This is a genomic window from Mycobacterium sp. (assembly GCF_050701675.1).
Classification (GTDB): Bacteria; Actinomycetota; Actinomycetes; order Mycobacteriales; family Mycobacteriaceae; genus Mycobacterium.
The window spans coordinates 1-12,263 of the sequence record NZ_JBOGDD010001060.1 but is presented as its reverse complement, the minus strand read 5'-3'; the positions used below and the strand labels follow the sequence as shown (position 1 = coordinate 12,263).

General features: G+C 67.7%; 10 protein-coding genes. 8 read left to right on the top strand and 2 right to left on the bottom strand.

The features are described 5' to 3' along the window. Positions 1-811, bottom strand: an 811-nt coding sequence (locus ACRDUX_RS32545) for an MMPL family transporter (protein WP_526420260.1), incomplete at its 3' end; no start/stop codon positions are given. 133 nt (positions 812-944) lie between these two features. Between ACRDUX_RS32545 and ACRDUX_RS32540 the strand changes: the two genes are divergently transcribed. The 7 genes from ACRDUX_RS32540 to ACRDUX_RS32510 all read left to right on the top strand — a co-directional run bounded on the left by ACRDUX_RS32540 (position 945) and on the right by ACRDUX_RS32510 (position 7,889). Further along, entirely contained in the window at positions 945-2,153 is a 1,209-nt protein-coding gene (locus ACRDUX_RS32540) for a sensor histidine kinase (RefSeq protein ID WP_526420258.1), read from the top strand. A gap of 1 nt (position 2,154) precedes the next feature. After that, on the top strand, positions 2,155-2,814 hold the full coding sequence (locus ACRDUX_RS32535) for a response regulator transcription factor (RefSeq protein ID WP_526420266.1): 660 nt from the start codon (positions 2,155-2,157) through the stop codon (positions 2,812-2,814). A gap of 440 nt (positions 2,815-3,254) precedes the next feature. Next, complete coding sequence (locus tag ACRDUX_RS32530; RefSeq protein ID WP_526420256.1) at positions 3,255-4,244, top strand: LacI family DNA-binding transcriptional regulator; 990 nt, start codon at positions 3,255-3,257, stop codon at positions 4,242-4,244. Between the two features lie 87 nt (positions 4,245-4,331). Next, positions 4,332-5,534 (top strand): cytochrome P450, encoded by a 1,203-nt coding sequence (locus tag ACRDUX_RS32525; RefSeq protein ID WP_526420254.1) that lies wholly within the window; start codon positions 4,332-4,334, stop codon positions 5,532-5,534. Between the two features lie 50 nt (positions 5,535-5,584). After that, complete coding sequence (locus ACRDUX_RS32520) at positions 5,585-6,595, top strand: phosphotransferase (protein ID WP_526420264.1); 1,011 nt, start codon at positions 5,585-5,587, stop codon at positions 6,593-6,595. A 64-nt stretch (positions 6,596-6,659) separates the two neighbouring features. Next, on the top strand, positions 6,660-6,929 hold the full coding sequence (locus ACRDUX_RS32515) for a hypothetical protein (RefSeq protein WP_526420252.1): 270 nt from the start codon (positions 6,660-6,662) through the stop codon (positions 6,927-6,929). A gap of 66 nt (positions 6,930-6,995) precedes the next feature. Further along, on the top strand, positions 6,996-7,889 hold the full coding sequence (locus tag ACRDUX_RS32510) for a DMT family transporter (protein WP_526420262.1): 894 nt from the start codon (positions 6,996-6,998) through the stop codon (positions 7,887-7,889). A gap of 28 nt (positions 7,890-7,917) precedes the next feature. Here ACRDUX_RS32510 and ACRDUX_RS32505 read toward each other — a convergent pair whose 3' ends face one another. After that, positions 7,918-8,844, bottom strand: coding sequence for a class I SAM-dependent methyltransferase (locus tag ACRDUX_RS32505; protein WP_526420250.1), 927 nt, complete (start codon positions 8,842-8,844; stop codon positions 7,918-7,920). 185 nt (positions 8,845-9,029) lie between these two features. On the opposite strand from ACRDUX_RS32505, the gene car reads away from it, so the two are divergent. Beyond that, the gene (gene car / locus ACRDUX_RS32500; RefSeq protein WP_526420248.1) at positions 9,030-12,239 is read left to right on the top strand and encodes a carboxylic acid reductase; all 3,210 of its coding nucleotides are present in this window, start codon (positions 9,030-9,032) and stop codon (positions 12,237-12,239) included. The last annotated feature ends 24 nt before the right edge of the window (positions 12,240-12,263 follow it).

Sequence of the window (12,263 nt, the reverse complement as noted above, 5' to 3'; positions counted from 1 at the left end):
CCTGGTAGCGGCCGAGCAGGAAGATCGCGTAATCGGTGCCCGCCCCCAGCATCATGGCGGCGAGCAACGCAATGGTGAACAGCGACACCTCGATGACGTCGTGGCCACCGAGGGCGGCGACGACCGGGCGGGCGATGGCCAACGCCAAGCCGACCGAGATCAACGGGATCGCGGCGGCCACGGGCGACCGGTAGACGAGCAGCAGCAACAACAGGATCACTGCCACGGTTGCCACGGTGATGCCAAGCATCTGGCGGTCGATCGCGCTGAACTCGTCGGTGATGGTGCTGCCCGGTCCGGTGACGTAACTCGTCAGACCCGGTGGTGCGGCGAGTCGACCGATGATCGCGCGGACCGCGGAGACCGACGCGCTGGCCTCGGTCGTGCCGAGCATTCCGGACAGTCGCAGCATCACGCTGACCGCCTGGCCATCCCGGCTCTGCGCCAGCGCCGCGGACGCTGAATTCGCCCACAGGTCCGTGACCGAGTGAACGTGCTCGGTGTCGGCCCGCAGCGTCGACACCAGCCGGTCGTAGTAGCGGCGATCCTCGTCGCCGAGCGGCCGGTCCGCTTCCAGCACAACGTAGTTGAGGTTGTTGCTCGGCACGTCGCCGAATAGCTCAGCCGAGTGCGTCGTGGCACTGGCGCTGGCGGCATCCGCGGGCATGAAGGACCGACTGTGCGACTCGACGACCTTCTCGAGCTGCGGTACCCACACGTTGGCGAGGCCTGCGACGATCGTCCAGGCCGCGACCACCAGGATCGCCCAACGGTGCCCGCCGGCCACCGGACGACGCCAGAGATCGGTCATGGTGGCGACGCTACGAGCCGCTCTTGCCGTGGCACATCGTGCGGCGGTCCGTAGCTCGCCTCCTACCGTGGGCGGAGGCCGACACCGACCGCGGGACGATGCCTGCACCCGACGGGCCTTCTAGGATGGGGCGGTGCTACGGCCCGCTTCACGGTACGTGCGAGATCGGCTCCGGCGGCGAGGTGAACTCATCCCGCTGGGATTCACGTGGGCGTTCGTCATCACGGTCGACGTCGCGATGGTGCTCATCGCGGCCGTGTCGATCGTCCAGCGACCGTCCACGGATCTGCTTCCCGCGCTGGGCGGGAGCCTGATTGCCGTCTCTCCGCTTGTGCTGTTCTTCGTCTCCGGGGTGAAGTTCAACCCCGGCCTGGTCGCGGTCTCGTCGTGGACGGCCACGGCGATCTTCCTCTTCGCGACGTCGACACCCATTGCCTTCGACTTCGCCCCACTGTTGCTGGTCCTGATGCTCGGCTGCGTCGGATCGCTGGCGTCCTTGGCGGGCGGTCTGCTCGCCGCCGCGGCGGCCGCCGCCCTGCTGGTTGCTGCGGCCACGGCACATCGACTCGACGGTGTCGCCCTCTACTTGAGCTTCGTCGCGATGGGCTGGTTGGTCGGGTTCTTGATGCGTACCCAGCAGCAGTTGATGATCCGACAGGACCAGATGCAGGCCGACCTCGCCGAGCACGCCGCCGCCGACGAACGCCGACGCATCGCGCGGGAGGTGCACGACGTCATTGCCCACTCGCTCAGCGTCACGCTGTTACACGTGACGGGGGCCCGCCGCGGCCTGCAGGAGGACCGCGACATCGACGACGCCGTCGACGCACTGCAGGACGCCGAGCGGCTGGGCCGCCAAGCGATGGCCGACATCCGTCGCACGGTCGGCCTGCTCGACGACGGCAGGGTGCGCATCGCGCCCGAACCGGGGATCGCCGACATTCCCTGTCTCATCAACGATTTCGTCGAAGCGGGGTTGGTCGTCAACCTGCGGACCGAAGGCGCACCCGAACGCGTGTCCTCTGGGGTCGGCCTGGCCGTGTACCGCATCACCCAGGAATCCTTGGCCAACATCGCCAAACACGCCCCGCAGTCACCGGCCGAGGTCACGCTGTTGATTTCCCCCACTACGGCTCGGCTCACCGTCGTGAGTCAGCTTCCCGACGTCCCGTCCGTCGGCGGGGGATCGGAGGGTCGGGGTCTGCGGGGTATCCGGCAGCGAGTCGAACTCCTCAGCGGCGCAATCGACATCGGCGCCGCCAATGACGAATGGGCCGTCTGCGCCGAGATCCCACTGGCGCCCGACGGACTACGGCTGCAATCCTGGTCGTGTGGACGCTGACATGGACAACGGCGACATCTCCGTCCTGCTCGTCGACGATCAGGACCTCGTGCGCTCTGGGCTGCGCCGAATCCTGCGCCGCAAGGACGGATTCGTCGTCGTCGCCGAATGCTCGGACGGCGACGAGGTGCCGGCCGCCGTCGCTGCGCATCACCCCGACGTCATCGTCATGGACCTGCGCATGAAACGCGTCGACGGCATCGAAGCGACACGCAGGCTCGCCGGCCCAGGCGCCCCACCGGTACTCGCGCTGACCACCTTCAACGAGGATGAGCTGCTCTCCGGAGCGCTGCGCGCCGGGGCCGCCGGCTTCGTGCTCAAGGATTCCTCCGCCGAGGAACTGATCAGGGCGGTACGCGCCGTCGCCCATGGCCACAGCTATCTGGACCCCGTCGTCACCCCGCGCGTGCTCGATACCTATCGACAGGCCCCCGGCGAGCGGTCCAGCGCCGTCGCCGTCACCGAGCTCACGGCCCGCGAACTCGACGTGCTCAGGCTGATCGGCCGCGGCCACTCCAACGCCGAGATCGCCCAGGAACTCTTCATTTCCGGTGTCACCGTGAAGAGCCACATCGGTCGGATCTTCGCCAAACTCGCCCTCCGCGACCGAGGCGCGGCAATCGTCTACGCCTACGACCACGGCATCGTCGCACCGAGGTAGCGGCCGCGCCCTCCTCGGCACGGCGAAAGGCAGTGTCGCTCAGAGCCTTCTGCGCTCGCGGTCGACGATCGAGGTCTGGAACGTCCTGCTGAACGACGGTGGATGGTACATTCCCCGTGGCGGACGCTCTTGCCGCCTCGCAAGGGCCCCACGGGCGTCGGCGATGGCCCTTCTGGCCCATGCGGCGAATCGATCCCTTGTCGCGGCAGGCGCGCCGACGATAGACGTCGGACCGAGCCGAACCCCTCCATCGGTGACCAGCAGGCGCGGAGTGCGCACATTCGGTAGTGACCATGTCATACCTCGACGCTAGGAAGTGGGCACCCCGATCCGCATCGTGCCGAAGTCCGGTCTTCGTCTCCTACCGTGGTCGGAGCCGGTGCTGACCACGGCATGACATAGCCACCGCGCCGACCCCGGCCACCTGAGATGATGACCCCATGGGTGTCAGGGGAGCCGCGAGACCGACCAAGGCCGACGTCGCGCGCCTTGCCAACGTCTCTGCGGCGACCGTCAGCTACGTGCTGAACGACGTCGCGGGCCAGACGATCTCGGCGCAGACCAAGGCTGCCGTGCAGGCCGCCGCCAAGGAGCTCGGTTACCGGCCGAACCTCGCGGCCCGCAATCTCGCGGTCGGCGGCAGCGGTGTGATGCTCTACGTCGTCCCGCGTATCTCGTTGGGCGAGTTGCTGCTTGAGGTCGGCAGTAGGTTGACCACGGCACTCGCCCGCCACGGCGTCGTGCTTTCGCTGCAGTTCGAGACCGACGACGGCCGCAACGTCGTCGATGCGGTGGCCAGTCTCAACCCCATCGCGGTGACGAGCGTGTTCCCGCTCGGCGGCGCCGCTCTCGAGGCCGTGACCGCCGCGAACATCCCGCAGATCCACCTCGGCAGTGCGCAGCTGCATGCGATGGGCACGCTGCATCTGACGATCGGTGAGATGCGCGTCGACCATCTGATCTCCCGCGGGCATCGCCGACTGGCGTTCGCGTTCTCCGACCTCGACATGCTGCGGCCCCTCGGTGAGTACTGGTTGGAGGGCCTCCGGGTCGCGGCCGCCAAGCGCGGGCTGCCCGACCTGGTGGTGGGTGCGGTCGCGATGGACGGGACCGACGCCTCCGACGTCGTCACCCGTTGGCGAGCAGATGGCGTCACCGCGGTGTGCGCCCAGAGCGATGAGGTCGCGCTGGTCTGCCTGCACGGCGTGCGGGTGGCCGGCCTGCAGTGTCCCGCGGACCTGGCCGTGATGGGCGTCGACGCGACGGCGCTCGGCGCCGTCAGCGGCCCGCCTCTGACGTCCGTCGGCCTGGACGCCGAGACGATCGTGGACGTGTCCGTCGCCGCCATGATGACCGAGCTCGGCTACCCGTCGGTCCGCGAACCGAGCAGCGAGAACGTCGCCCGACTGATCCAGCGCGCCTCCACCTGAACTGACCGGATCCTTGTCGGGCGATCGCTCAGCCGTGTAACTTACGCGGGTAAGCAATCTCTCGCAGCCCCCAGAGAGGCAGACTCCGTGACCATCAGCGCGACCAGCGATGTGTACTTCGACCCGTACGACGTCGAGATCAACGCAGACCCATACCCGGTGTTCCGGCGACTGCGTGAGGAAGCGCCGCTGTACTACAACGACCAGCACGACTTCTACGCGCTGAGCCGCTACGACGACGTCAACCGCGGCATCGTCGACCACGGGACGTTCAGCTCGGCCAAGGGCGCGATCATCGAGCTGATCAAGGCCGACTTCCCCATCCCATCCGGGGTGCTGATCTTCGAGGATCCGCCGGTCCACGACATCCACCGCAAGCTGTTGGCCCGCATGTTCACCCCGCGCAAGATCGCCCTGCTCGAGGAGAAGATCCGGGGCTACTGCGCGCAGAGCCTCGACCCCGTCGTCGGCACCGGCAAGTTCGACTTCGTCACCGACCTCGGTGCCCAGATGCCGATGAAGACGATCAGCGCGCTGATCGGCATTCCCGAGGCCGACCAGCAGGCTGTTCGCGATCACGTCACCGGTCAGATGAAGACCGAGGCGGGTAAGCCCATGAAGGCCGCGGAGGAGGGGCTGGTCAGCGGCGACATCTTCGCCGACTACATCGACTGGCGGGTCGACAATCCGTCCGACGACATCATGACCGAACTGCTCAACGTCGAGTTCGTCGACGAAACGGGCACCACCCGCCGGCTCACTCGCGACGAGCTCCTCATCTACCTCAACGTCGTCGCCGGAGCGGGCAACGACACCACCACCCGGCTGATCGGCTGGGCCGGAAAGGTGCTGGCCGAGCATCCCGAACAACGGCGCCAACTCGTCGAGGATCCGACGCTGATCCCCAAGGCCGTCGAGGAACTCGTCCGCTTCGAGCCGCCCGCCCCGCACGTGGCGCGCTACGTGACGCGCGACGTGGAGTACTACGGCCAGACCGTGCCGCAGGGCGCGGTGATGATGATGCTGATCGGGGCCGCCAACCGCGATCACCGCCAGTTCCCGCCGGACGGTGACACCTTCGACGTCAACCGCGAGGTGCACGCGCACCTCGGCTTCAGCGTGGGCGCCCACTACTGCCTCGGCTCCGCACTGGCGCGCCTCGAGGGGAGGGTCGCGCTCGAGGAGGTGCTCAAGCGGTTCCCCGAGTGGGAGGTCGACCTGCCCAATGCCGTGCTGTCGTCGACGTCCACCATCCGCGGCTGGGACAGCCTTCCGGCGTTCATCCCGTGACGGCGAGCCTCGTCGTCCCCAAGGACTGGGACGAGATCACCCCGGACTGGATGACGGCGGCGCTCGCAGGACACCACCCCGGCGCAACGGTCGAGAAGGTCACCGTCGACCTACGCGACGACGGCACCAACCGTCGTGCCCGTCTCGGCCTGACCTATTCCGCAGGGTCGGGTCCCGCGACCGTATTCGTGAAGGCCGTCGACCCCGATCACAAGGCGATGATCGAGATGACCAGCGGGCTCCTGCACGAGCCGCGGCTGTTCGAGTCGAAAGTCGTTCTCCCGCTGGAGCATCCGCTGGTCTACGCGGCTCTGATCGACGAGGCGCAGAACGACTTCATCCTGGTCATGGAGGACCTGACGGCCCGCGGCGCCGACCCGCGCGATGCGACCAGGCCGCTGACCGTCGAGCAGGCGGCCAACGGGGTCCGCGGACTGGCCCGGCTGCATGGCCACTTCTGGGGACGCCGCGTCGAGCGGCAGGAACTCGACTGGCTCGAGCCGTTCGTGCCATGGGACGGCATGCAGTACGCACCGCTGCCCGCCGCGTTGGAACGCCTCGGCGACGACGCCCCGGCGTCGGTGCACGCCCTGAGCATCGACGCCCTGATCGACGACGTCTGGAAGCCCTACGTCCGGACCCTCGTCACGTCATCGGTGACGCTGCTGCACGGTGACGCCCACGTCGGCAACACCTACCTGACGCCTGCGGGCGACGTCGGGTTCCTCGACTGGCAGGTCGCACGGCGCGGCAACTTCGCGCTGGACCTCGGGTACTTCCTGCAGGGCGCCCTGACCACCGAGGACCGCAGGGGCCACGAACGCGCGCTTCTCGCCGAGTACCGCGATGCCCTCGGGCTGCCCGCCGACGAGCTTCCCTCGGCTGACGAGGTCTGGCTGCGGTACCGCGCCTCGGTCGCGCACGGCCTGACGCTCTGGCTGTGCACGGCAAGCGCGGGCGAACTGTGGCAGCGGCCGGATATCGCTCTTGCGCTGGCGCAACGGTATTCGGCGGCATACGAGGACCTGCACACGGCTGAGGCCATCGCCGACATCGTGTGACGTCGCCACCTCCGCTAACCTGGTCCCAAGGCGAACGCGCCGGCAGCCAATACGGGAGCGGGATATGGCAATTCGAGTACTGCCCTACGTCACCGTCGACGTCGACGAGCAACTCCGCCGGCGGGTGCGCTTCGCCACCGATCGGCTGCGGGTCAACGTCCGGTCGTATCTGCTGAGCGCCGCCGACGACGTCGACACGGCCGGGAACCGGGTGCGCGACCTGTGCGACGCGGCGGTGAGCCGGGTCGACACGGTCGTGGCGAAGGTCAGCGACCGCATCGATCCCGCCGCACGCCAGGACGCCGAGCAGGATTCTCGACTCGAAGCCGGCTAGTCACACCTCTACCCTGGTGGGGGGATCGACCGGGGACAGTCGTATGACCGAAGGGTGTCGAGGACGTTGTTGGGCCACGGACTGGTCGTCCTCTTCGCGTTGTGTTCGGCCGTCTGCATGGCCGTCGGCATCGTCGTTCGCCAGCGCGCCACCATGGACGTGCCCTCTGACCAGGGCGTAAGCACCGTCATGGTCGCCACCCTGCTACGACGACCGGTCTGGTGGGCAGGCACCGGCGCGGCGGTGGCGGGCTACGGATTCCAGGCGCTGGCCCTGATGAAGGGGTCGTTGATCCTGGTCCAGCCGCTTCTGGTGTCGGCGCTGCTGTTCGCGCTGCCGTTGAGCGCACGGTTGGCCGGCCGGCGCGTCACCCGTCGGGAATGGCTGTGGGCGGGCCTTCTCACGTTGGCGCTTGCGCTCTTCGTGCTGCTCGCCCGCCCCGCTCCGCAGGAAGGCGTGGCGTCGCTTCCCGTCTCGACGATCGTCGCCGTGCTCTGCGTCGTCGTCATCGTGGGGTGCGTGGTGCTCGCCCGCCGCACCGACGGCCAGCAGCGGGCCGTGCTGTTCGCCGTGGCCGTCGGCGTTCTGTTCGGGGTGGTCGCCGTCATGACCAAGATCGTGATGCACCTGCTGGACGAGCGGGGCGCGCTGGGCCTGCTCGCGACCCCGGCGCCGTACGTGTTGGTGGTGGTCGGCGTCGTGGCGACCCTGCTCCAACAGTCCGCGTTCCATGCGGGAGCGCTTCAGACGTCCGTGCCGACGATGCTGGTGCTCGAACCCGTCGTGGCCGTCTGCCTCGGTGCCGTCGTACTCGGCGAGGCGCTCGACGTCAGCGGCTACGAGCTGATCGCCCTGGTCCTCACGGTCGCGGCGATGACCGCCGCGACCTTCTCGCTGGGCCGCGGCGAAGGCGCCTACGAGGCCGAACTCGAGATCGAGACGGCTCGCCCCGCCGCGTGACCCAGCCGCGCGTGTCTCCCCGTGCGAGCTAACCCAGTGTCGACGTGTAGTAGGTGACGCCGTTCATCGTCGGCTGATCGCCGTCGCCTTCCGGGATCGGCGCGAAGCCGTTGGAGGCCAGAAGAACTCCCATCGACGTGCCGACGGACGTCCAGCCACGCGCCCCGAGGTACTCGCCGACGTCATTGCGCTCGCCCTCGAATCCCAGCTCGGAGAAGTCGAGATCGAAGCCGTGCTCGCGCCACTTGGCGGTGGACTCGCGCATCTTCTCGCGGGCCGCGTCCAGGTCGACGTCGCCCTGGTTCGGGATGGCCTCGCTGCCAAGTCGGGTGCCCGGTGCGCCGAGTTCGGTCACGGCGTCCAGCAGCCGGTCCTGCGCTTCGGGAGGCAAGTAGCCGAACAGTCCTTCGGCGATCCAGGCCGACGGCTTGGTGGGGTCGAAGCCCGCCGCCTTCAGGGCCGTCGGCCAGTCCTCGCGCAAGTCGATGGCCACCGTGCGCAGGTTGGCCTTCGGCTCGGCGCCGAGGCCGGCCAGTGTCTTCGCCTTGAACTCGATGACCTCGGGCTGGTCGATCTCGAAAACCGTCATTCCAGCGGGCCAGTTCAGCCGGTACGCGCGAGCGTCCAGCCCGGACGCCAGGATCACGGCCTGCCGGATGCCGTTCTTCGCCGCGTCGGCGAAGAACTCGTCGAAGTACCGGGTGCGTGCGGCCATCGCGGCGGGCATCTGCGCGAGCCCCCACGCCGTTCCCTCGTCGTCGACGTCCGCAGAGGTCAGCTCGCCCGTCGCCCAGCGTGTGAGAAAGTCCACACCGACCGCGCGCACGAGTGGCTCGGCGAACGGATCGTCGATGGATTCGTCGTTGTTCGCGATCGCCCGCGCTGCCGCCACCATGGTCGCCGTAGCCCCTACGCTGGTCGCAAGATCCCAGGTGTCGTCGTTGGTCCGTGTCATCGTCAGCCTCTCGTAGATATTACTTAGACACTATAACAAACAAGGGCCGAGGTGGCCTTGCTCACAGCGAACTGCCAGGTCAGGCATTAGGGTCATATCTTTAGTTTTGATAACGTTGTTGTGTCTAGGTGCGGCAGGGACGCCCACCAAAACCGACTTTCAGTCATGTACGTAGGGGATTTTCCATGTCGAATGAAGAGCGCTCGCTCCAAGAGCGTGACGCAGACACTCGCGAAGCGCGCCTGGTGCGCCGCATCGCCGACCTGTACTCCGACGACGAACAGTTCGCCGCCGCAAAGCCCGATGACGCCGTAACGGCCACCGCCGGCGCGGCCGAGCGGCTGCCCGACGTCGTCCGCGCCGTCATGGAGGGTTACGCCGACCGGCCCGCCCTCGGCCAGCGCGCCGTCGAATACGTCACCAGCGGCGGCCGCACGACGGCGAAGCTTCTGCCCCACTTCGACACGGTGAGCTACGGCGAACTGTGGGAGCGGGTGCAGGCGCTCGGTGCTGCCCTGCACGACCAGCCCGTCCAGCCCGGCGACCGCATCGCCATCCTCGGCTTCACCAGCGTCGACTACACCGTCTTCGACATCGTCACCACGCAACTCGGCGCGGTCTCCGTGCCGTTGCAGACCAGTGCTCCGCAGGCACAGCTGCAGCCGATCATCGAAGAGACCGAGCCCGCGGTGATCGCGTCCAGCATCGACTACGTCGACGATGCGGTGGAGCTGATCCTCGCCGCAGACCCCAAGCCCGCACGCCTGATCGTCTTCGACTTCGCCCATGAGGTCGACGACCAGCGCGAGGCACTCGAGGCGGCCAAGGCGCGCCTGCAGAACAGCGGTGTGGTCGTCGAAACCCTCGCCGACGTGCTCGTCCGCGGCCGCGGACTCAGCGCACCGCAGTCCGTCGTCGCCGACGGTGAGGACCCACTATCGCTGCTGGTCTACACCTCGGGCAGCACCGGCGCTCCGAAGGGCGCGATGTACCCGGCGAGCAAGGTCGCGAACATGTGGCGCTTCGCCGCCAATTCGCACTGGGGCGAGAATCAGGACGCGCTGCCGGCGATCGCGCTCGCCTTCCTGCCGATGAGCCACGTGATGGGCCGGGGCGTCCTCTACGGAACGCTGGCCGCCGGCGGCACGGTGAACTTCGCCGCCCGCAGCGACCTATCCACCTTCCTCGAGGACCTGGCGCTGGCCAGGCCCACGCAGATGAACTTCGTCCCTCGCATCTGGGACATGCTCTACCAGGAGTACGTCAGCCAGACCGACCGCGGCGCGACCGACGACGAGCTTCGGCAGAGCCTGCTCGGTGGCCGTTTCGTCAGCGCCCTCACCGGGTCCGCCCCCATCTCGCCCGAACTGAAGTCGTGGGTCGAGTCGTTCCTCGACATGCATCTGCTGGAAGGCTACGGCTCGACAGAGGCAGGCGCCGTGTTCGTCGACGGCGTGATCCGCCGTCCACCGGTCATCGACTACAAGTTGGTCGACGTGCCCGAGCTGGGGTACTACGGCACCGACGTGCCGCATCCCCGCGGCGAGCTGTTGGTCAAGTCCGAGCAGCTCTTCCCCGGTTACTACAAGCGCCCCGAGGTCACCGCCGCGGTGTTCGACGCCGACGGCTACTACAAGACGGGTGACATCGTCGCCGACCTCGGCCCCGACCAGGTGAAATACCTGGACCGGCGCAACAACGTACTGAAGCTGTCCCAGGGCGAGTTCGTCACCGTCTCCAAGCTCGAGGCGGCGTTCACCGACAGCCCGCTGGTGCACCAGATCTACATCTACGGCAACAGCGCGCGGCCCTACCTGCTGGCCGTGGTGGTTCCGACCGAGGACGCCCAAAACCGTTACGACGGAGCTGAACTCAAGTCCGCCATCAACGCGTCACTGAAGGACGCGGCGCGGTCTGCGGGCCTGCAATCCTTCGAGGTCCCCCGCGACTTCATCGTGGAGACCAACCCCTTCACGTTGGAGAACGGTCTGCTGACCGGCATCCGCAAGCTGGCATGGCCGAAGCTGAAGGAACGCTACGGCGCCGATCTCGAGCAGCTGTACGTCGACATGGCCGACGGTCAGTCGGGTGAGCTGCGCGCACTGCGTCAGAGCGGTGCCGATCGACCCGTGCTGGAGACCGTCAGCCGCGCCGCCAGCGCGCTGCTCGGAGCGGCCGCCACCGATGTGCAGCCCGATGCGCAGTTCACCGATCTTGGTGGAGACTCGTTGTCGGCGTTGACCTTCGCCAACCTGCTGCACGAGATCTTCGACGTGGACGTGCCCGTCGGCGTGATCGTCAGCCCGGCCAGCGACCTGGCTGCCATCGCCGCCTACGTCGAGACGCAGCGCGCAGGCGGGGCCAAGCGACCCACCTACGACGCCGTGCACGGTCGTGACGCGACCGAAGTGCACGCCAGTCAACTGGCCTTGGACAAGTTCATCGGCCCTGACGTTCTGTCAACGGCTTCGTCACTGCCGGGACCGGATTCCGAGATTCGCACCGTATTACTCACCGGCGCAACGGGATTCCTCGGCCGCTACCTGGCCCTGGAATGGCTCGAGAGGATGGACCTGGTCGACGGTAAGGTCATCTGCCTGGTCCGGGCCAAGGATGACGCAGCCGCGCGCGCCCGTCTGGACGCGACGTTCGACAGCGGTGACCCAAAGCTGTTGGAGCACTACCAAACCCTTGCCGCCGAGCACCTCGAGGTGTTCGCAGGCGACAAGGGCGAGGCGAACCTGGGCCTCGACGACGCCACCTGGCAGCGCCTTGCCGACACCGTCGACCTGATCGTCGACCCCGCGGCGCTGGTCAATCACGTGCTGCCCTACAGCCAGCTGTTCGGGCCGAACGTGCTCGGCACCGCGGAGCTGATCCGCATCGCGCTGACGACGAAGATCAAGCCGTTCGTCTACGTGTCCACGATGGCCGTCGGTGCGGGGATGAATCCGAGCGACAACACCGAGGACGCCGACGTCCGCGTGGTCAGCGCCACCCGCAAGGTCGACGACAGCTATGCCAACGGCTACGGCAACAGCAAGTGGGGCGGTGAGGTGCTCCTGCGCGAGGCGAACGACCAGTTCGGTCTGCCCGTCTCGGTGTTCCGCTGCGACATGATCCTGGCGGACACCAGCTACGCCGGACAGCTCAACCTGCCCGACATGTTCACCCGCATGATGCTCAGCCTGGTCGCGACGGGCGTTGCGCCGCAGTCGTTCTACGAGCTGGGCGCCGACGGCCAGCGGCAGCGGGCGCACTACGACGGACTGCCCGTCGAGTTCATCGCCGAGGCCATCTCGACGCTGGGCGCGCATCTCATCGAGACGGACACCACGGCGTTCCAGACCTACCACGTGATGAACCCGTACGACGACGGCATCGGCTTGGTGTAATTATTTGATTGGCTGGTCGAGTCG

What these genes read in the sequence shown, in the direction of transcription:
- ACRDUX_RS32520 (WP_526420264.1), top strand. Translation starts at nt 5,585, where the DNA reads ATGACGGCGGCGCTCGCAGGACACCACCCCGGCGCAACGGTCGAGAAG.
- ACRDUX_RS32515 (WP_526420252.1), top strand. Translation starts at nt 6,660, where the DNA reads ATGGCAATTCGAGTACTGCCCTACGTCACCGTCGACGTCGACGAGCAA.
- ACRDUX_RS32530 (WP_526420256.1), top strand. Translation starts at nt 3,255, where the DNA reads ATGGGTGTCAGGGGAGCCGCGAGACCGACCAAGGCCGACGTCGCGCGC.
- ACRDUX_RS32535 (WP_526420266.1), top strand. Translation starts at nt 2,155, where the DNA reads ATGGACAACGGCGACATCTCCGTCCTGCTCGTCGACGATCAGGACCTC.
- ACRDUX_RS32505 (WP_526420250.1), bottom strand. Translation starts at nt 8,844, where the DNA reads ATGACACGGACCAACGACGACACCTGGGATCTTGCGACCAGCGTAGGG.
- car (WP_526420248.1), top strand. Translation starts at nt 9,030, where the DNA reads ATGTCGAATGAAGAGCGCTCGCTCCAAGAGCGTGACGCAGACACTCGC.